Below are 20765 nucleotides of genomic sequence, written 5' to 3' on the forward strand. Positions count from 1 at the left end.
GCGCCTGACCCGGCGCGTGCACGGACGACGCCGATCACGGCGAGTGCCGCCCCCCGCGTGAGCTGGGCCGTGCCCTGCGGTGAGACAGCGCGTCTCCGCACCGCGTGTCAGCCCGGCCGTGTGGGAGCACGGAAGGTCACACCTTGCCTTTGAGCCAGACGACGACGCGGTCGAAGACGCCCGGCTCGCTCAGCAGAGACCCGCCGTGCGCGGAGCCGGTGACGACGTGTGTCTGTATCCGGCCGCTTGGCACACCTCGGGACTCAGCCGTGGCTTCCAGATCCGTGGAGTGCGTAGGCGGAACGAAGTCGTCGTCGGAGTGGATCAGATACATGGGGGCGTCCGCCGGATCGACCCAGTTCTTCGACACCATGCTGCGCCAGGTCTCCCAGCAGGAGGGGTGAAGTGTTGTCGACGTGTCCTTGGAGTCCGGGTGGCAGCGGGCGAGGATGACCGCGTTGTCGCGGAGTTTACGTTTCTTCGTGTCGGTGGCGCTGTTGCCGTCGTTGTACGCCCGGTACGGGGAGGCCACGGGAGAGAGGGCGACAACGCCCTTCAGACGCAGGCCGTTGGCACCATGGGTCGCGGCGTCGGTGGCGAGCTGACCGCCGGCGGACGAGCCGAGGAGCAGCACTCGGTCGGGGTCGACGTCGAAGTCGGCGGCATGGGAACGGATCCAGGCCACCGCGTCCGCCACGTCGTCGCGCTGGGCCGGCCAGCCTGCCTCGAAGTTCAGTCGGTATCTGATGGCGAACACCTGGAACCCCTCGGCGGCGAAGCGCTCAGCGGAGGACGACCAGTCAGTCTGGTGGTACCAGTAACCACCGTGGATCAGAACCAGCGCGGGTCTGGGCCCCGAACCGCTCTGCTTCCAGTGGGCATCGAGGGTCTGGCGCGGGTGTGTGCCGTATCGGTGGGTGGAGCTCGCAGCGGCGTCCCGCACCGTCTGCGTTGTGCGGGTGCCCTGGGCGGACGAGGCCGTCGATGCGGTGGTGGAGAGGGCGGCGGCGCCGGCCACGGTGAGGGCGGCGAACGCGGGCAGCAGTAAACGACGCATGGGCGTGTACTTTCGAACGGGGGCAAAGGACGCGAAGGGAAGGAAGGGCTGGGTGACCGGCCGGGCCCGCGGCGGCGTGAGCCGGCCGCGAGCCCGGCGAACGGCGGGCCGACAGGTCTGCGCTCAGCGGATCACGGAGCCGAAGGTCTCACCGGCGGCAGGCAGGCCACCGGTGCCCGGCTGGAACGTGGTGACCGGCTGGGTGCCGCCGCTGAGGACGTTGCCCCACGGCACGGCGTGCGCGGAGCCGAACGACACGGGGCCGTTGGGCAGGCCGACGTAGAGCTCGGAAGCGGTGGCGTGAATCGCGGTACCCACCTTCTGCGCGTTGCCCAGCGCACCGGGGATGCCGAACTTGCCCGGGTACACCGTGTTGATGAAGGCCCCGCTGGTCAGGCCGAAGGTGTAGACAGTGCCGCCGTCGGTCGCTCCGGGGCTGTCCTCACCGGGCGCGCCCACCGCGAGCAGGGTGTTCTGTGCAGTGCTGACGGCGCCCGGGGCGGTGTTCACGGCAGACAGGGATTGGGCGAAGTGGTCGTTGGCTTCGAGGGCGCCCGGAACACCGGAGACGCCCTGGTAGATGCCGGAGAGCTGCGTGAACCCGGAGCCCGTGAGGCGGAAGGTGTCGACGCGGCCGGCGTTGGCGACCTGGGAGCCGTCCTCGCCGGGTGAGCCGATGGCCAGGATCGACTCGGTGCCGTTCGCGGAGGCGTTGGCCCTGAACTGCACCATGGCCAGCGAGGCACCGAACCGGTCGTCCGCTTCCGCGCCGCCCTCGACGGTGTCGAGGTCCTGGTCGATCCCGGTCACACCGGTGGGCGACTTGTCGGCGTTGAGAGTGTGGCTGAACAGGGCAACGCCGCCCGCGGCGGCCAGCGCGCCGATGGCCTCTCCGGGAGCACCCACGGCGAGGTGCTGCGGTGAGCCGGCGAGGGTGGAGCCGAACTTGTCGCCCGCCTCCATCGCGCCGGGCACACCCGTCTTGTCCTGGTGGATCAGGACGTTCGTCGCGCCGGTGCCGCGTAGGTAGATGACCCCGCCCGCGTCGGTGACGCCGCCTGCGGCGTCCTCGCCGGGCGCGCCGACCGCCAGGTACGGCTCACCGGAGAGCGTCGTGCCGGCGACGAGGGCGGCACCGAACTGGTCTCCGGCCTCGGACGCCATGGAGGCGAGAGCACCGCTCCCGGAGCCCTGCTCCAGGCTGACGGCCGCCTTGCCCGTTGTCAGACCCGCCGGGGCACCGTAGACGATGCTCACGGCGCCGGCATCGGTGGCCGTTCCCAGGTCCTCGGCAGGGGCACCGACCACGAGGTCGGTGCAGCCGTCGAGGTTGTGATCGTACGTGGCGAGCGAAGAGCCGAACCGGTCCTTCGCCTCCGATCCGCCGGGCACGGCCTGAAGATCCTGCGTGATTTCGGCGACCCCCTTGCCCCCGCCGTACACGACCCGCACCAGACCCGCCCCGGCGTCACCGCCGACGGCCGCGTCGGGATCGCCTATCGCGGTGTCGCGAACGCCGTCGCAGTTGAAGTCGGTGATCGGGGCGGCCTGGATGGTGGTGTCCAACCAAGGGCGCAGATTGTCCACCCGTGCGCCGATCGCGCCGGTGCGGGTCTCGGCGGGATCCTGACCGAAGCAACCGCCCTGCCATGACCTCGTCGCAAGGGCCACTACCTCGTATCCGCCGGCTCCGCCTGTACGTGGGCGCAGTACCGGGCCGCCGGTATCCCCGGCACACACGGCGACCCCGTCCTTGCCGGTGAGGTCGAGTGTCTCGGTCGCCGTCGCGCCGACCGTGAAGTCGCCGGAGTGCAGCTTCAGCGGGGACCACTCGGCCTTGGTACGGCCGAAGCCGGGGACGGTGAGGGTTTCGCCGCCGGCGGGCATGGTGGTGCCCACGTGCGCCGGCGTGACACCGGTGATCGGCGTGGCGAGACGGGCGAGCACGACGTCGCGGTCGGTACGCGGTACGAGTTCCACGACCTGGCGGACCTGACCGGCGGTGGTGGTCAGATCGGTGCGACCGATGGTGGCGGTGGTCGCCTTGGCAGGCTTGCCGGCGCGGATCTGGAAGCTTTGTTGCGGGGTGTCGGCGAAGCAACTTGCGGCGGTCAGCACCCAGCGGGGGTCCACGAGCACTCCGGAGCAAGCCCGTTCACCGGAGCCGATATCGATCCGGGCCGCGAAGGTGAAGCGCCCGTCGGGGGCCTGATCGCCGGTCACGGCCTGTGCGGGGCTGCCGCTGAACACGCCGGTCAGCAGGGCGGCGGCGACGGCCGTGCGCACCAGCGCCGCGTGTGGACGGAGGGGAGACACGTTGCATTCCTCTGAGGTCGGTCGGGAGACGGTGGCCGTGCACAGCCACCGCCGGGCGGGCAGGAGGGGCGTCATCACGCCGGTCAGCCGGTGACGCGAATCTCCAGGAGCACGGCCGGAGGCTCGCCCAGACCCTCGCCGACGCCCTTCATCTCGTTCTTCGGGACGTTGACGGTCTGGCTCTTGCCCTCAGCGGTCAGCTCGGCCCGCACAGGGTGGCTCTCCGTCTGGATGGCGAAGACGTCAGGCAGTTCCAACGTGAGGTGGCCGCTGGTGTGCGTGGCGGTGAAACAGAACTCACCACCGCCGACCCGGGTGAGGACCTTGATCTGGTCGGCGGCCTCATTGCAGGTGGCCAGCGTGATGCGGCCGTCGCCTCGTTTGAGTTGGATGCCCTGCTCGGCGAGGATCCGCTCAGCGCCAGGGTAGGAGAAGTCCTCCACCGCGACCGGCGGTTGGGCCTCGGCCGGACCGGCGGGCGCCGTGACCGGGACGGCGACGGCCAGCGCCGTTCCGCCAATGAGGATGGCGCCGCCCATGATGCTGGCGGCCAAAGCTCTACGGGCTCTGGATATCACGCAGGATTCCTTTCGGAACGACATGCAACGCATGCGAACAAGGACTGTCCGGTAAATGCCGGCCAGCACCGCAAGCATGCCGGAGTGACCCGTCGAGAAAGGAAGCCAGGAGTGCAGACGGGTGGTAATGGACGTGAAAAGCAAGGGTAAGACGCGCGGCCGGAATACGTTTCCCCTAATCCCCCGGAATGCGTTCTGCACAGTCGCCCGAACGCCCCCTCGTGGCCACCCGGTCATGGCGGCGGATGCACGATAGCAAGCGCCGACCGCCCAGGCATCCAGCGAGCTTAAAGCGTTGATCACGCCCATTGGTCCGGATTTGCGCCAATAAGGGTGACGCATACTTGCTCCAGCAGAGTCCGAAAGCAGCCTGTTTGCTGCTTCATCACGATCGAGCCGTGACCGATACCACATTCGGAATGCGGGCATCCGGTCATCTCGGCGTTACCCCGCACACCAGTCGGCTCAACTCGTCGAGATTTACGACTGACGGAGTAAATCTGCGGGCGTATCCTCACTGGATCCAATTCGTGATCGGCTTCTCAGCCGACCGGAACAGAAAGTTTTCTGACCCTTGAGACTCAGAGACCGGACCACTGGATCCCGGACAGCCGGTGGGATCCACCGTTCGCAAGCCGCGCAACGCTCCTTTCGAGCGCTCTGCCTGGCCTTGTTATTGTCCCTTGCCGCAGGCGGCCTCAGCGTCCCGGCACTTGCGGCGCCGACGGCAGCCGTCCCCGGCCATGGCGCCGCGGGGGGTACAGACCACATACCCGAGACTCCCCGGGGCCAGGTACTCGAGGCGTGGAAGTCGGGTGGGCCCGGTGTGAAGGCCGCCGCGGAGGCGGCTCTGCTGGGCTCGGACGAACAGGTGCGGGCCTTCCTGGACCGTGAGAGGGCGGTAGCCGAACTGGCGGACGACCGGGTGGCCACCGTGCAGATCTTCTCGGTCGGCGGCCGGGGAGTACGGGAGGCCGCCGAGAAAGCCTTGGCCGGAACGCCCGAAGAACTGGACGCCTTCCTGAAGTCGGGCTGGCAGGCACCGCTGGTGCAGGACCAGCGAGTCCGCGCGACCCAGATCGTCAGCGGGGCCGGGCCGGAGGTGAGGAAGGCCGGCCAGGCCGCCCTGAACGGCACGCCCGAGGACGTGCAGCGCTTCCTCACCGAAGGTCAGTACGACGCCCGACGCAACGACGAGCGCGTGCAGGTGGTGCAGATCCTCAGCACTGGCGGAGCGGCCACCCGGGAGGCTGCGCAAGCGGCTTTGGACGGTACGCCCGAGGACGTCACCGACTTCCTGGCGGTGGGCCAGCACATCGCCCGGGCGCGGGACCAGGAACAAGCCACCGTCGAGGACCTGGCCGCCCTGGTGCAGGAAGCCGGTCGACAGGCACGACAGGAGACGGAGGCGGCCAAGGAGGCCTCCGCACGCGCCATCGCGGCGACCAAGCTGGCCAAGGAAGCCGCACAGAAGGCCGCTGTCGAGACGGCGGCCGCCAAGAACGACGCGACCAAGGCGTCCAACGCCGCCGGCCGCGCCGCCGACGCCGCGCACGGTGCCGCGAAGGCGGCTCAGGAAGCGATCAGCGCCGCCCGGGCTGCCAACACCTCGGCACGGATCGCGGCCAACGCCGCGGCCCAGGCGGCATCCGCCGCCGCCGCCGCGGCACAAGCCGCCTCCCGGGCCCGTAGCGCTGCCGCCGACGCGGCCACGGACGCGGGGAAGGCAGAATCCGCGCGCAAGGCGGCCAAGGGCGCCTACACTGCGGCCGCAGGCGCGGAGACCGCCGCAAAGGCGGCCGATCACGCGGCCACCGCGGCTGACGAGGCCGGCAAGGCGGCCAAGGCAGCCGCCAGCGCGGGTGCGAACGCAGACAGCGCGGCGAGCGCGGCACAGGAAGCGAGCGGTCACGCCGGTGTCTCCGCCGCCCAGGCCCAGCGTGCCAGGGACGCGGCCGCCGATGCCCGGCGGCAGGCAGCAGAGGCCACCCGGGCCGCGAACCGGGCGGTGACCCTGGCGGGGAAGGCCGCCCAGGCCGCCCGGGAGGCCCGGGATGCCGCCAACTCGGCGGCATCGCACGCACGCAACGCCGGAAGGGCCGCCGACGAGGCGGCCAAGAACGCCGGTGAGGCCGCCACCGCCGCCGCCGAGTCCGCGAAGCACGCCACCGAGGCCAAGAAGGCTGCCGACGCCGCGACTGCGGCCGTCGTCACGGCCAAGAACACATTCGACCTGGCTCGCGAGGTGGAGGCGGAGGAACTGGCCGACCGCCGCTACATCGAGGTGGAGAAGGCCAAGGCTCTCAAGGCCGCGCACGACGAACGCAAGACAGGTGAGCAGAGGACCACCGCGGAAATCCGTGCGGCTGACGAGGAGGCACAGCGCCTCGCCGCCGAGGTGAACTCGCCGGGCGCTGACCTGCCGACCGCCGCCGCCAAGGCCCGGAAGGTCGCGCTGCACGTTGCCAAGACCCGCGGCCCGTGGAGCGTCACCACGGCCGAGGCCGCGCTCGCGGGTTCGGACGCGCTGGTCGTGGAGTACATCAGGAGCGGCTGGAAGGAGGCCACCCAGCGCGACGAGTACGCGCGGACGGTGAATCTGGCGTGGGATTCCGAGTACGAGGCCGTCCGGACGGCCGCCAAGACGGCGCTGGACGGCGACGTGGCGCGCATCACCGCCTTCATCGCGACCGGTCAGCACGAAGCCGCCCGCAATGACTACCGTGTCCGGGTCACCCAGCTGATGCAAAACGCCGGTTCCGCGGTGAAGAAGGCCGGCCAGGACGCGCTCGACTCCGGGTCGGCCGAGACGATGCGGGACTTCATCCATACCCAGTACTACACGGCCCGGACGAGCGACGAGCGGGTTCGGGCCACCCAGTTGCGCAGCACGGGTGGACCGGAGCTCAAGGCCGCGGCCGATGTGGCGCTGGCCGGACCGCCGGCGGTGCTGCACCAGTTCATCGAGGTGGAGCAGTATCGCGCGGCGCGCCAGGACAAGCTCACCGCCACCCACGTCTCGCGCGTCCAGGGCGTGATCGCCGGAGCGGCCAAGGTGGCGGCGACGGCTCAGCAGGATTCGGCGCTGGCCGCCAAAGTGGCGGCCGAGGCTCGCAAGGCGGCCGACGAGGCCGCTGACCATGCCAAGCAGGCAAAGGCCTCGGCAACGCAGGCCGGAGAGTACGCCAAGGAGGCGGACGCGCACGCCGACGCCGCCGAGAAGTCCGCAGCCGAGGCCGCGGCCTCGGCCCGCCGTGCGCGCGCCGCAGAAGCCGACGCGAGGAACGCCGCGCGTTCGGCCGACCTGTCGGCGGACCGCGCGGCGGCATCCGCCGCAGCGGCCCGGGATTCCGCAAGCGACGCCTGGGCGGCGGCGGACGCCGCGTACGCCTCGTCGATCGCCGCCGGCAAGGACGCGGCCGCCGCGAGCAAGGCAGCGGACGCAGCCGGTGACGCGGCGTTCCGCAAGCTTCAGGAAGAGATCCGGGAGCACTTCGCGGATGTCGCCGCCGAATTCGAGGAGCGTGCTCTGCGAGCGGAGGACGAGCAGTTCGCGGAGTACATGGCCGAGCTCGACGAGATCGACTGGGGCCGGCTCTTCTCCGAGGGCGGCCACTTCGCACTCGACGTCCTCGGGCTGGTCCCCGGCTTCGGAGAAGCCGCCGACGGCATCAACTGCGTCTGGTACTTCGGCGAGGACAACAAGATCGACGCGGGTTTGTCCTGCGCCGGTGCCGTGCCGTTCGTCGGATGGGGCGCCGCGGGCGTCAAGTTCGGCAAGTGGGGCACCAAGGCCGACGACTTCTTCCGCAAGCTCTTCGGCAAGAACCCGGCGTTCGCGTTGTGCGCGCGGTCGATGCGCGCCATGTCGCTCGCACGGTCGGCGAATGCGCTCAGCTGTCCGGTGGGGTTCCAGGACCTGGGCAACGAGGTGTTCCAGTCGCCGGCGGGCTTGGTGTACATGCGGGAAAGTGCGACCAAACACCGCATCGACCATGTCATGGACCACACAAGGCCGAAACCGGGCAAGCCATTGCACAGCATCTTCAAGGAGAAGGATCAGGGCAAGCTCCTGGCGCTGATCGACGACGCCTGGAAGAAGCGCGGCAACGATCCGATCCTCAAGCGGGGCAACAAGGTCTTCCCCGTCGAGTACGACGAAGCGGTCGGAGACGGCGGCGAGAGGTTTCTGTGCATCGTCACTCGGTTCAAGAAGAAGTACCGCGTCATCACGGCGTACCCGTCGATGTCGAAGACGTGCCCGACGGAATGAGCTACCCAGCCGCGATCGGAGCCGACTGGGTCCAGCCGCAAGTCGAGACGCGAGAATCAACCACTGAACGCCGGAGAACGGCGATCACCAGGAAGGACAACCCATGCTTCCCCTAGACCGCCTCCGGGAGCTCTTGCGCGAGCTGGACGATCCCGATCCCGACCATCGCGAGATGCCCCGGGACTATGACGTTCCGGCCGCCCGGCTGCGTTTTCGGCAGTTCGCCGACGCCCTCGAGCGGCGGTTCGGGCCGTCCGTATCGGCAGGCATGGGGCAGGATTCGAGCTTTCTCGGCGCCGTCTCGGTCCCCGCTGAGGCCACGGGGTCGGGCCGGTCCTTGTGGGTGCTGATGAGCAATTTCGGTCCCTTCGTCACCGCCGGAACGGGAAGGGCATGGGGTCTGCCGGGCTGCCAGGAGGGCCTGAGTGACGAGTTCGTGGCCTGGCTCGACGAGCTGTGCGAGGAGCTCGGCTGCATCTATGTGCCCATCGAGCTGGTGATGGAGCCGTACGACGGACCAACTCGGCTGGGAGACGACGAGGCCGGTGAGGCGACCCTGGCGGCGTTGGCCGCCTCATCACCGGACGAGGAGGAAGACGACGAGGAAGACGACCTTCCGCCGGCCTGGTACGACCGGTACTTCCAGTACATGTAAGCGGCGGACCGGCTGCGGGTGACGGTGAGCGACTCCTCGCCGCGCGCACCCGCCAAGCCGGTCGTCGTGGACTGGGAGTCGACGGGCGGCCGGGGGCTCTTCCTCGTCGAGGCGGTGTCGGCGGCCTGGGGCACGCTGCCGGTCGGTGGCGGCAAGCAGGTGTGGAGCGAGCTGGTGGTCGACCGGGCCGAGCCGGATCCGGCGGCGGGTGCGCACGAGGAGCCGGTGGCCGCGCCGGAGGAGGAGACGGACGGGGAACGCGGCCGGAGCTGGGGCGTGGGCCGCGCCCGGAACCGCGGGCGGGGCAGGGACGCGGGACGGGCGCGGTTGCGCGGGCCCGGCCGTGAGGGACGGCAGCCCGGGGAGGCGGGCCCGAGGTGAGGCGGCGTGCGGCCGTCACCCTGCCGGCGGCGCTGCGGGCGGTGTCTCCCGCCGGGTGCTGCAAGGACGGCGGGCGGGGCGGCGAGGGCCTCACCGCCGGGGTGCTGCCGCCGAGCCGGGCGGTGCCGCGCCGGGAGCGGGCCGACAGGCCGTTGCCGCGGAAGCGGCTGGAGAAGCGGCCGGAGGAACTGTGGGCGGAGTGCACGGGGATGCACGCCTGCGGCACCGCCCAGCACCGCGAACTCGCGGATGTCCGGGAAGCCGGTGCCGCCGTAGGGGCGGGGGCCGACGCCGCGGTTCACGGTGGTCTCGCAGCAGGTCGCGGCGGCCGTCGCGGGCACCCGTGAGACCGCCGGCCCGGCGAGGAACCCCGCCGGGCGGGAGCACCTGCCCCGTGAAGACGGCCGGCCGAAGAGGGCGTCTGCCCCGGACAACGGCGCGGGCCGCGCCCCCGGTCACCGGGAGCGCGGCCCAACTGCTGTGCCGGTCCGCCTACTTGCGGATCAGGCTGCGCAGCACGTACTGCATGATGCCGCCGTTGCGGTAGTAGTCCGCCTCACCCGGGGTGTCGATGCGGACGACCGCGTCGAACTCGACGCCGGTGTCGGTGGTGACCTTCACCGTGCGCGGGGTGGTGCCGTCGTTCAGCTCGGTGACGCCGGTGATGGAGAACGTCTCCTCGCCGGTCAGGCCGAGGGACTCGGCGTTCTGGCCCTCGGGGAACTGCAGGGGCAGCACGCCCATGCCGATGAGGTTCGAGCGGTGGATGCGCTCGTACGACTCGGCGACGACGGCCTTGACGCCGAGGAGCGCGGTGCCCTTGGCCGCCCAGTCGCGGGACGAGCCGGAGCCGTACTCCTTGCCGGCCAGGACGACCAGCGGGATGCCGGCGGCCTGGTAGTTCTGCGAGGCGTCGTAGATGAAGGAGACCGGGCCGCCGTCCTGGGTGAAGTCGCGGGTGTAGCCGCCCTCGGTGCCCGGCGCGATCTGGTTGCGCAGGCGGATGTTGGCGAACGTGCCGCGGATCATGACCTCGTGGTTGCCTCGGCGCGAGCCGTAGGAGTTGAAGTCACGACGCTCCACACCGTGCTCGGTGAGGTACTTGCCGGCCGGGGTGTCGGCCTTGATGGCACCGGCCGGGGAGATGTGGTCGGTGGTGACCGAGTCGCCGAGCTTGGCGAGCACCCGGGCGCCGGAGATGTCGGAGACCGGGGTGGTCTCCATCGTCATGCCCTCGAAGTACGGGGGCTTGCGCACGTAGGTGGACTCGCTGTCCCACTCGAAGGTGTCGCCGGTCGGGATCGGCAGCGCCTGCCACTGGGCGTCGCCCGCGAAGACGTCCGCGTAGGACTTGGCGAACATGTCCTCGCCGATGGCGTTGGCGACGACGTCGTTCACCTCGGCCTCGGAAGGCCAGATGTCCTTCAGGAAGACCGGGTTGCCGTCCTGGTCGGTGCCCAGGGCGTCCTTGGTGATGTCGACCCTCATGGAGCCGGCCAGCGCGTAGGCGACGACCAGCGGCGGGGACGCCAGGTAGTTCATCTTGACGTCGGGGTTGATCCGGCCCTCGAAGTTGCGGTTGCCGGACAGGACCGAGGTGACCGCGAGGTCGTGGTCGTTGACGGCCTTGGAGACCTCCTCCGGCAGCGGGCCGGAGTTGCCGATGCAGGTGGTGCAGCCGTAGCCGACGAGGTTGAAGCCGACCTTGTCGAGGTAGGGGGTCAGGCCCGCCTTCTCGAAGTAGTCGGTGACGACCTTGGAACCCGGGGCGAGGGTGGTCTTGACCCACGGCTTGCGGGTCAGGCCCTTCTCCACCGCCTTCTTGGCCACCAGGGCGGCGGCGACCATGACGTACGGGTTGGAGGTGTTGGTGCAGGAGGTGATGGCCGCGACCGTCACCGCGCCGTGGTCCAGCTCGTAGGAGGAGCCGTCGGGGGCCGTGACGCGGACCGGGTTGGACGGGCCGGGGCCGGCCACGACGGCGGAGTGCTGCGGGGCGCCGGCGCCGTTGTCGTCGCTGCCGTAGGCCGGGGCGTCCGAGGCCGGGAAGGACTCGGCGGACGCCTCGTCGACCGGGGACTGCACGCCGTGCGGCTGCTCCTGCTGCGGGACGCCCGCCTTGCGGTCGTCGCCGCCGGTGACGTCGGCGTCGACGTAGTTGAGCACGTCGGCGGCGAACTGCTCGGCGGCGCGGGACAGCTCGATGCGGTCCTGCGGGCGCTTCGGGCCGGCGATGGAGGGCACGACCGTGGACAGGTCGAGCTCCAGCTTCTCGGAGAAGTCCGGCTCGGCCTTCGGGTCCAGCCAGAGGCCCTGCTCCTTGGCGTACGCCTCGACGAGCGCGACCTGCTGCTCGGAGCGGCCGGTGAGCTTGAGGTAGTTCAGGGTCTCGTCGTCGATCGGGAAGATCGCGGCGGTGGAGCCGAACTCCGGCGACATGTTGCCGATGGTGGCGCGGTTGGCCAGGGAGGTCGCGGCGACGCCCTCGCCGTAGAACTCGACGAACTTGCCGACGACGCCGTGCTTGCGGAGCATCTCGGTGATGGTCAGCACGAGGTCGGTGGCGGTCGTGCCGGGCTGCAGCTCACCGGTGAGCTTGAAGCCGACGACGCGCGGGATGAGCATGGAGACCGGCTGGCCGAGCATGGCGGCCTCGGCCTCGATGCCGCCGACGCCCCAGCCGAGCACGCCGAGGCCGTTGACCATGGTGGTGTGCGAGTCGGTGCCGACCAGGGTGTCCGGGTAGGCCTTGCCGTCGCGGACCATCACGACCCGGGCCAGGTGCTCGATGTTCACCTGGTGGACGATGCCGGTGCCCGGCGGGACGACCTTGAACTCGTCGAAGGCGGTCTGGCCCCAGCGCAGGAACTGGTAGCGCTCCTTGTTGCGGCCGTACTCCAGGTCGACGTTCACCTTGAACGCGTCGTTGGTGCCGAACTTGTCGGCGATGACGGAGTGGTCGATGACCAGCTCGGCGGGCGCGAGCGGGTTGATCTTCGCCGGGTCGCCGCCCAGCTCCTTGACGGCCTCACGCATGGTGGCGAGGTCCACGACACAGGGCACGCCGGTGAAGTCCTGCATGATCACGCGGGCCGGCGTGAACTGGATCTCCTGGCTGGGCTGGGCCTGCGAGTCCCATCCGCCGAGGGCACGGATGTGGTCGGCGGTGATGTTCGCGCCGTCCTCGGTGCGGAGCAGGTTCTCCAGCAGGACCTTGAGGCTGTAGGGGAGGCGGGCCGAGCCCTCCACCTTGTCCAGCCGGAAGATCTCGTACGACTCGTCGCCCACCTGCAGCGTGCTGCGGGCGTCGAAGCTGTTCGCCGACACGACAGTCTCCTTCATTGATGTGCGCGTACCACCACGATCCTGCCGCCACGGCATCTCGACCGATCCGCTAAGGTAAGGCTAAGTTAGGTAACCCTTACCGAGTGGCGGCGTGCGGTGCTTCTCGGCAGATATCTCGATGTCGAGATAACTCTAGTACACGAGGGCCGGATGGTCATGCCCTGACCCGACGAGATGTGGGACGGGCCGGATCCCGCCTGCCATCCATCCGGGAACCCGGGGTAAGCGAACGGGACCGGGATGGGCCCGGTGAACACCGGAAGGAGGCCCTGAATGCCCCTCACGTTCCGCAAGAGTTTCCGGATTCTTCCGGGGGTGCGGCTGAACATCAACAAGCGCTCCTGGTCCATCACCACCGGCGGCGGCAAGAACGGCCCCCGCTACACCCGCAGCAGTACCGGACGCCGCACGACGTCGATGGACCTGCCGGGACCCTTCGGCTGGCGGCGCACCACGCGCACGTCGCGACACTGAGACGGCCGGGCGGGGTTGACGGTTCGTCACCCGAACGGACCCCCGGGCAGGCGCCATCTCATATCTGAGATAACCTCGGCCCCATGGCAGACGACTACCTCGTACGCATCGGCAAGCTCATCCGTGACGCCCGGCAGCACCGGGGCTGGACCCAGTCGCAGCTGGCGGAGGCGCTCGGCACCAGCCAGAGCGCCGTCAACCGGATCGAGCGCGGCAATCAGAACATCAGCCTTGAGATGATCGCGCGGATCGGGGAAGCGCTCGACAGCGAGATCGTGTCCCTCGGCTACGCCGGTCCGATGCACCTGCGGGTCGTCGGCGGGCGGCGCCTGTCCGGCGCCATCGACGTGAAGACGAGCAAGAACGCGTGCGTGGCGCTGCTGTGCGCCTCGCTGCTCAACCAGGGGCGCACGGTGCTGCGCCGCGTGGCCCGCATCGAGGAGGTCTACCGCCTCCTGGAGGTGCTGGCGTCCATCGGTGTGCGCACCCGGTGGATCAACGACGGCGTCGACCTGGAGATCGTGCCGCCGGCCGAGCTGAACCTCGCCTCGATCGACGCCGACGCGGCCCGCCGCACCCGCTCGATCATCATGTTCCTCGGTCCGCTGCTGCACCGCATGGACCACTTCAAGCTGCCCTACGCCGGCGGCTGCGACCTCGGCACGCGCACGATCGAGCCGCACATGATCGCGCTGCGCCGGTTCGGCCTGGACATCGCCGCGACGGAGGGGCAGTACCACGCCCAGGTGGACCGCTCGACCGTCCCGGACCGGCCCATCGTGCTGACCGAACGCGGCGACACGGTGACCGAGAACGCGCTGCTGGCGGCCGCCCGGCACGACGGCACCACCGTCATCCGCAACGCCTCGTCCAACTACATGGTCCAGGACCTGTGCTTCTTCCTGGAGGCGCTGGGCGTCAAGGTCGACGGCATCGGCACCACCACGCTCACCGTGCACGGCGTGCCGACCATCGACGTGGACGTGGACTACTCCCCCTCCGAGGACCCGGTCGAGGCGATGAGCCTGGTGGCCGCGGCCGTGGTGACGGAGTCGGAACTGACGGTGCGCCGGGTGCCCATCGAGTTCCTGGAGATCGAGCTGGCGGTCCTGGAGGAGATGGGCCTCGACCACGACCGCACACCGGAGTACTTCGCCGACAACGGCCGCACCCGGCTGGTGGACCTCACCGTCCGGCCCTCCAAGCTGGAGGCGCCCATCGACAAGATCCACCCCATGCCGTTCCCCGGCTTGAACATCGACAACGTCCCGTTCTTCGCGGCCATCGCGGCGGTCGCCCAGGGCAAGACCCTCATCCACGACTGGGTCTACGACAACCGCGCCATCTACCTCACCGACCTGAACCGCCTCGGCGGCCGGCTCCAGCTGCTGGACCCCCACCGCGTCCTGGTCGAGGGACCGACCCGCTGGCGTGCCGCCGAGATGATGTGCCCGCCCGCGCTGCGTCCCGCGGTCGTCGTCCTGCTGGCGATGATGGCGGCCGAGGGCACGTCGGTGCTGCGCAACGTCTACGTCATCAACCGGGGGTACGAGGATCTGGCGGAGCGGCTGAACTCGATCGGGGCGCAGATCGAGACGTTCCGGGACATCTGACGGCACGTCGCCCCGTCCGCCGGCGGTGTGGGCGACCACGTGTGCGCCCGCCCGAACGGGATAGTCCGACACCGTGGACACACCTCTGGTGACCTTCGGGCACAGCACCGCCGGGCGGGAGCGGATCCTCGAGCTGCTGCGGGGGGCCGGTGTCGCCGCGCTCGTGGACGTGCGCACCGCCCCCGGCAGCCGGCGCGACCCCGACCTGCTGCGGGAGCGGCTCGCCGAGTGGCTGCCGGACGGTGGTGTCGCGTACCGGTGGGAGCGCGACCTCGGGGGCTTCCGTCCGCTGCCGCAGGACAGCCCGGACGTCGTCTGGCGCAACGAGTCCTTCCGCGGGTACGCCGCCCACACCCGCTCCCCCGGGTTCGTCGCCGCGATGGACCGGCTGCTGCGTGAGGCGGCCGGTGCCCGGACCGCCGTGATGTGCAGCGAAGCGGTCTGGTGGCGCTGTCACCGGCGGCTGATCGCCGACTTCGCCGTGCTCGCCCGGGGCGTGCCGGTCCTGCACCTGATGCACGACGGGCGCCTGAACGCCCACCGTCCGACGCCGGGGGCCCGTCTGCGCGACGACGGGCTCCTGGTGTACGACGCCCCCGCCTGACCGGCCCCGGACTGCGTGCGCGACCCGCGCGTCCTAGCGCGGCTCCAGGCCCTCCCCGAGCGCGGCCACCGCGGCCGTGCCGTGCCCGGCGGCCAGGAGCGGGGCGCGGATGTCGCGCTCCAGGTCGGGGACGTGGCCGAGCAGGACGTCGGCGGGGCCCTCGATCCGGACCTCCTCCAGGGCCGCCGGGAGCAGCAGGGTGCGGGCGCGCTCCAGCGTTCCGGTGAAGGAGCCGGCGGTCACGGTGACCGGGGCGCCGGCGTTGGTGAGGATCCGCACGGTGGAGAAGCGGTGCACCAGGGGCGTCGCCGCCGCGGCGGACCAGCGCTCCAGGGCGAAGTACGGGCCCGCGCACAGGACGGTGCGCACGACGCCGTCGGCCACGGGGACGCTCAGGCCCGGGTGGAACTCGGGCCGGGGGCCGGGGCGCCACTCGTCGAGGAGGCGGCCGAGGTTGTCGTGCCACTCGTCGTCGGGCACGGGCGAGCCGTCCTCCATGCGGTTGCGCATGGCGTGCTGCTGGATGTCCGAGGTCTGCTCGATCTCGTACACGAGGGTGCCGGGGCCGAAGCTGTGCAGGGTGCCGCCGGGGATGTAGACGGTCTGTCCGGCGCGGACCGGCAGGCGCCGCATGACGGCGTCGAAGTCCTGCGCGAGCAGCGCCCGGTGCAGGGTGTCCCGGTCCACGCCGGGGCGGACCCCGACCAGGGCGGTGGCTCCCGGTGCGGCGTCCAGGACGTGCCACGCCTCCGTCTTGCCGTTGGGCTCGCCCTCCAGGCGCCGCGCGGTGGCGTCGTCGGCGTGCAGGTGCACCGGCAGCGCGCCGCGGCCGTCGATGAACTTGGTGAGGAGGGGGAAGCGGGGCCCCGGCCGCAGGCGGGGGCCCAGCAGCTCTCCGGGGTGCTCGGCCACGATCTGCCGCAGGGTGCGTCCGGCCAGCGGGCCGTCCAGGACGGTCGAGGCGTCGCCCTCGACGTCGCTGACCTCCCACGTCTCGGCGATCGGGCCGTCGGGCAGTCCGGTGCGGCCGAGCCGCTCGGCGATGGCCCGGCCGCCGAAGACGTGCTGCTTGACGGGTGCGGTGACTCGCAGCGGGTGCCAGTGCACGGGCCTCCTCGGGCAGGTCGGGGCCGGTCCCGGACACCCGGAGTACCCCGGGTGGGCAGGCGCATGCGCGCGGCCCGGGGAGGCGCCGGGGCGCGTTCGCACGGACCCGCCGCGCCGCGGCGACCGCCCCCTCACGCCCGGCGCGCGCCCCGGCCCGGCCCGTGATCCGCTTCACACCGGCGCGGCGGCGGGCCCGGGCCGCGCAGGGCGTAAAGCGACCGGGGAATGGATAGGGGTCATACGGCGACACACGGGGAGTGTCCGACGTGCCCGGACAGCGGGCCCAGCGGCTTCAGGGGAGGGAGCGCGCATGGACGGCCGGCCCTTGTACGTCGAACCACAGCCGGAGCCTCTGTACCTCGCACCACGGCTGGAGCCACGGCTCCGGTCGCTCATGGCGGCGCACGGGACGCTGCACTCGCTCGCGGACGCCCTCGGCTCGCCCCTGCACATCGTGGTGCCCGACCAGATCGCGGAGAACGTGGAGAGCTTCCGGTCCGTGTACCGGGCGCACCGGCTGCCGGGGCAGATCTTCTACGCCCACAAGGCGAGCCGCTCCAGCGCCCTGCTGCGGCGGCTGGCGGCCACGGACGCGGGGGTGGACGTCGCCTCCCTCGGCGAGCTGCAGCACGCGCTGGGGGCCGGGTTCGACGCGCGGCGCATCACGGCCACGGGCCCCAAGAACCCCGAGTTCCTGTGGCTGGCGGCCCGCACGGGCGTCACCGTCAGCGCCGATTCCGCCGCGGAACTGGAGCAGCTGGCCGCGCTCGTGCGCAAACACGCGCTGCCCCCGGTGCCGGTGATGCTGAGACTGTCGGGGTTCGAGGCGCCGGGGGTCCGGGTGCTCAGCCGGCGCAGCCGGTTCGGCACGCCTGTACGGGAGTCGGAGGTGCTCCTGGAGGCGGTCGAGCGGCACGGCGACGCGGTGGAGCCGGCCGGGGTGGCGTTCCACCTGGACACCACGAGCGTCGCGGAGAAGGCCGTCGCCCTGGAGGGGTGCCTGGCGGCGCTGGAGGCGTTCCGCAGCCGGGGGTTGCGGCCCCGCGCCGTCGACATCGGCGGCGGGTTCGGGGTCAGCTATCTCGCCGAGCGGGAGCAGTGGGACGCGTACACGACGGAGCTCACCGCGGCCGTCCTGGGCCGCCGCCCGCCGCTGACCTGGGGCGGTCACGGGTACGGGCTGCGCGAGGAGTCCGGCACCCTGCGCGGCGCGCTCGGCCTGTACCCGGCGTACCGGCCCGTCGCGGGCGCGGCCTACCTGGACGAGCTGCTCGGCCGGCCCGCCGCGTCACTGGGCGGCCGGCCCTTGGCCTCGCTGCTGCTGGAGCACCTGTACGACCTGCACACCGAGCCCGGCCGGGCACTGCTGGACCAGTGCGGGCTGACGCTGGCGCGTGTGCTGGAGGTGCGCACCCAGGACGGCGGCGGCCCCCTGCTCGTGCGGCTGGCCGCGAAGGCGGACGACGTCGCCCTGGAGGACCACGGCGTGCTGGTGGACCCGGTCGTCGTCCCCAGGAGCGCCGCCGGAGCCGGCGACGGGCCCGTCGCGGTCCACCTCTTCGGGAGTCTGTGCCTGGAGTCGGACCTGATCACCCGGCGCACGGTGTTCCTGCCGCGCCGCCCCGAACCGGGCGACCTGCTGGCCTTCGCCAACACCGCCGGGTACGCGATGGACTTCCACGCCACCGGCGCCCAACTGCAGCCCGCCGCACGGAAAGTGGCCGCCTGGCAGGACGGCGACGCGTGGCGGTGGTGTCTCGACGAGCAGTTCTGGCCGATCACGCCCTCGGGGGGAGTCCAGTGAGGTACGACAGCATCACCGAGGCGATAGGCAACACTCCGCTGGTGCGGATCGACCCGGCCGTGCACGGGCTGCGCCACATCGACCTGTACGCCAAGCTGGAGATGCTCAACCCCTTCGGTTCGGTGAAGGACCGGGCCGCCTGGAGCATGGCGGAGCCGCTGCTGGCCGAGGCGGTCGAACGGGGCAGCCAGGTGGTCGAGTTGTCCAGCGGCAACACGGCGAAGGCCCTGGCGGTCATCGCGGGCATGCACGGCCTGGGCTTCCGGAGCGTCACCAACCGCATGCGGGTGCCGGAGATCAAGGACCTCCTGCTGCTGCTCGGCGCACAGATCGAGGAACTGCCGGGCCAGAGCGAGTGCCTGGACCCGACCGCGACGGACGACCCGCTGACCCTGTTCCACCGGACCCTGTCCGCGTCGGGCGACTCGTACCTGCACACCGATCAGTACTTCAACCACCGCAACACCGAGGCGCATCTCACCGGAACCGGCCCCGAGATCGTCAAGGACCTGGACGGCCGGGTCCCGGACTGGTTCGTCGCCTGCGTGGGCACGGCGGGTTCGTCCACCGGCGTCGCCCGGGCGCTGCGCGAGGAGGACCCGTCGGTGCGCGTGGTCGGCCTGGTCGCGGCCAAGTCGGACTTCATCCCCGGCATCCGCACCATCGACGAGGTGCAGGAGGTCGGCCTGTTCGACCCCGGGACGTACGACACGATGGAGGCGGTGACGGCGGACGAGGCCATCGAGGGGATGCTCACGCTGAACCGCCGCTGCGGCATCCTGGGCGGGCCGACCGGCGGCGCGGCCTACTTCGGCGCCGTACGCCACCTGCGCGCCCTGGACGAGGGGTCGGCCGGCCGGCGCACGGCGGTGTTCATCGTCTGCGACCGCGTGGAGAGCTACCTCGGCTACGTCAGGGAGCGCCGGCCCGATCTGCTGGGGCGGCCGGCCCGGCGGAACTCGGCGGCGGACCTGACCGAGGCCGAGGTCGCCGGGGCGGCGACGGTCACCGTGGACGAGGCCCGGCGCTGGATCGAAACGGGCGCTCCGCTCGTGGTCGACCTGCGCAGCCCGTTCGCCTACGCGGCGCTGCACATCGACGGATCGGTCAACATCGTCGACGAGCTGTTCGCCGAACTCGCCCGCGGCGGGCTGCCGTTCAGCCGCAGCCGCCCGGTCCTGCTGGCCTGCCCGGTCGGTGAGCAGTCCGCCCGGTACGCGGCGCTGCTGACCCGCATGGGCCACCCGGACGTGCGCAGCCTGGCCGGCGGCATCATCGCCTGGCGGGACGCGGGCGCGCCCCTGGTGCGGGACTGACCATGACGGCACCCACCATCTGCGAGGACCTGCGCGCGTGGCAGCGGGAGCTGCGCGCCCAGTTCCCCATCGTCGCCGGGCACCCGGAACTGGCGTACCTGGACAGCGCGGCCACCTCGCAGAAGCCGCAGGCGGTGCTGGACGCGGTGCAGACGTATCTGACCACTTCGAACGCCAACGCCGCGCGCGGCACGTACACCTGGGCCAACCGGACGACGGAGCTGGTGGAGCGCACCCGGGAGCGGGTCGCCCGGTTTCTCGGGGACACCCGTGCCGAGCGGTCGGCCGTGCACTTCACCAGCGGCACGACCGAGGGGCTGCGCACGATCGCGCGGGACTGGCTGCCCGGGTTCCTGCGGGACGGCGACGAGATCGTCGTGCCCGGGGCCGACCACCGGGCCAACATCGAGCCCTGGCTGGAGGCCCGGCGCCAACTGGCCCGCGAAGGCGTACGGGTGCACGTCGTGCCGATGCCGTACCAGAGCGGCTCGTGGGACTACGACCACCGCGCGCTGGCCGAACGGGCCGGACCGCGGACCCGGTTCGTCGCCGCCACCCATGTGCACCACGTGTACGGCGGCGACATGAACGTGCACCGCATCCGCCGGGCGGTCGGCCCGGAGGCGGTGATCTGCCTCGACGCGGCCCAGGGCGTCGGTCATGTGCCGCTGTCCGTGGACGACCTGGACGTGGACTTCGTGGTGTTCTCCGGGCACAAGGCGCTGGCCCTGCCGGGCTCCGGGGCGGTGTGGGCACGGCAGGAGCGCGGGCCGCGTTTCACGCCCGGCGGATGGAGCGGCACGCCGAACACCGTGGGCGTCGCCTCCCTGGAGGCGGCCCTGGACTGGCTGGACGCGGCCGGGGTGGAGCGCGTCGAGCGCTGGACGGTCGACCTGGCCGCCCGGCTCACCGAGGGCCTGCGCGGCCTGGACGCCTACGAGGTGCTGGGCTGCCCGTTGAGTCTGGCCGCCGACTCGGCGGTGCAGCGCCGGCGGGGGATCGTGACGCTGCGGCACCGGGCCGTGGACTCGGGGGACCTGGGTTTCGTGCTGTTCAGCCACGGCTTCATGGTCCGCTCCGACCACCTCTGCCAGGGCGACGCCGGCGAGCGGACCGGTTCGGTCCGGGTGAGTCTGCACGTGTACAACACCGAGGAGGAGATCGACCGGCTGCTGTCCGTTCTCGCCTCACTCGCGTGACGGCGGCGGCAGTGCGTAATGGGAACCGTTTCCACCTGTAGGC

At 71.4% G+C, this 20765-nt stretch carries 14 protein-coding genes and 1 pseudogene; 10 read left to right on the forward strand and 5 right to left on the reverse strand.

Translation table 11 applies throughout. From position 1 onward, the window contains the following. Nucleotides 1-136: 136 nt before the first annotated feature. The 3 genes from Q5694_RS21855 to Q5694_RS21865 form a co-directional block, all read right to left on the reverse strand. Nucleotides 137-1057: an alpha/beta hydrolase gene (locus Q5694_RS21855; protein ID WP_333934893.1), complete on the reverse strand. Its 921-nt coding sequence runs from the start codon at nt 1055-1057 to the stop codon at nt 137-139. A 123-nt stretch (nt 1058-1180) separates the two neighbouring features. Further along, nucleotides 1181-3373: a trypsin-like serine protease gene (locus tag Q5694_RS21860; RefSeq protein WP_333934894.1), complete on the reverse strand. Its 2193-nt coding sequence runs from the start codon at nt 3371-3373 to the stop codon at nt 1181-1183. A gap of 83 nt (nt 3374-3456) precedes the next feature. Further along, a complete protein-coding gene (locus tag Q5694_RS21865; RefSeq protein WP_333934895.1) occupies nt 3457-3927 on the reverse strand; it encodes a hypothetical protein in 471 nt (156 codons plus the stop codon). 700 nt (nt 3928-4627) lie between these two features. Here Q5694_RS21865 and Q5694_RS21870 point away from each other — a divergent pair. From Q5694_RS21870 to Q5694_RS21885, 4 genes and pseudogenes are all read left to right on the forward strand, one after another. Then, the gene (locus Q5694_RS21870; protein WP_333934896.1) at nt 4628-8224 is read left to right on the forward strand and encodes an ALF repeat-containing protein; all 3597 of its coding nucleotides are present in this window, start codon (nt 4628-4630) and stop codon (nt 8222-8224) included. Between the two features lie 133 nt (nt 8225-8357). Next, nucleotides 8358-8879: a hypothetical protein gene (locus tag Q5694_RS21875; protein ID WP_333934897.1), complete on the forward strand. Its 522-nt coding sequence runs from the start codon at nt 8358-8360 to the stop codon at nt 8877-8879. Between the two features lie 6 nt (nt 8880-8885). After that, a pseudogene (locus tag Q5694_RS21880) lies at nt 8886-9260 on the forward strand (ATP-binding protein); the annotation flags it as partial. Further along, the gene (locus tag Q5694_RS21885) at nt 9257-9607 is read left to right on the forward strand and encodes a hypothetical protein (protein ID WP_333934898.1); all 351 of its coding nucleotides are present in this window, start codon (nt 9257-9259) and stop codon (nt 9605-9607) included. The pseudogene Q5694_RS21880 and the gene Q5694_RS21885, both read left to right, overlap by 4 nt. A 145-nt stretch (nt 9608-9752) precedes the next feature. On the opposite strand, the gene Q5694_RS21890 is transcribed toward Q5694_RS21885, so the two are convergent. Next, nucleotides 9753-12587, reverse strand: a complete 2835-nt coding sequence (locus tag Q5694_RS21890) for an aconitate hydratase (RefSeq protein ID WP_333934899.1) — start codon at nt 12585-12587, stop codon at nt 9753-9755. A gap of 291 nt (nt 12588-12878) precedes the next feature. Between Q5694_RS21890 and Q5694_RS21895 the strand changes: the two genes are divergently transcribed. The 3 genes from Q5694_RS21895 (at nt 12879) to Q5694_RS21905 (ending at nt 15296) form a co-directional block, all read left to right on the forward strand. Then, on the forward strand, nt 12879-13079 hold the full coding sequence (locus Q5694_RS21895; RefSeq protein WP_161368811.1) for a DUF4236 domain-containing protein: 201 nt from the start codon (nt 12879-12881) through the stop codon (nt 13077-13079). A gap of 83 nt (nt 13080-13162) precedes the next feature. Continuing rightward, nucleotides 13163-14692: a helix-turn-helix domain-containing protein gene (locus tag Q5694_RS21900; protein WP_333934900.1), complete on the forward strand. Its 1530-nt coding sequence runs from the start codon at nt 13163-13165 to the stop codon at nt 14690-14692. Nucleotides 14693-14765: 73 nt separating this feature from the next. Continuing rightward, nucleotides 14766-15296, forward strand: a complete 531-nt coding sequence (locus Q5694_RS21905; protein ID WP_333934901.1) for a DUF488 domain-containing protein — start codon at nt 14766-14768, stop codon at nt 15294-15296. A 33-nt stretch (nt 15297-15329) separates the two neighbouring features. Here Q5694_RS21905 and Q5694_RS21910 read toward each other — a convergent pair whose 3' ends face one another. After that, nucleotides 15330-16403 (reverse strand): type I phosphomannose isomerase catalytic subunit, encoded by a 1074-nt coding sequence (locus Q5694_RS21910; RefSeq protein ID WP_333934902.1) that lies wholly within the window; start codon nt 16401-16403, stop codon nt 15330-15332. A gap of 310 nt (nt 16404-16713) precedes the next feature. On the opposite strand from Q5694_RS21910, the gene Q5694_RS21915 reads away from it, so the two are divergent. From Q5694_RS21915 to Q5694_RS21925, 3 genes are read left to right on the forward strand one after another with little or no spacing between them, the layout of a single operon-like run. After that, a complete protein-coding gene (locus Q5694_RS21915) occupies nt 16714-18207 on the forward strand; it encodes an alanine racemase (RefSeq protein WP_333934903.1) in 1494 nt (497 codons plus the stop codon). Beyond that, on the forward strand, nt 18204-19523 hold the full coding sequence (locus Q5694_RS21920) for a pyridoxal-phosphate dependent enzyme (RefSeq protein ID WP_333934904.1): 1320 nt from the start codon (nt 18204-18206) through the stop codon (nt 19521-19523). Before Q5694_RS21915 ends, Q5694_RS21920 begins: the two co-directional genes overlap by 4 nt. A 2-nt stretch (nt 19524-19525) precedes the next feature. Continuing rightward, entirely contained in the window at nt 19526-20722 is a 1197-nt protein-coding gene (locus Q5694_RS21925) for an aminotransferase class V-fold PLP-dependent enzyme (RefSeq protein WP_333934905.1), read from the forward strand. Nucleotides 20723-20765: the final 43 nt, after the last annotated feature.

It is taken from the genome of Streptomyces sp. AHA2, from assembly GCF_036857595.1.
Classification (GTDB): Bacteria; Actinomycetota; Actinomycetes; order Streptomycetales; family Streptomycetaceae; genus Streptomyces.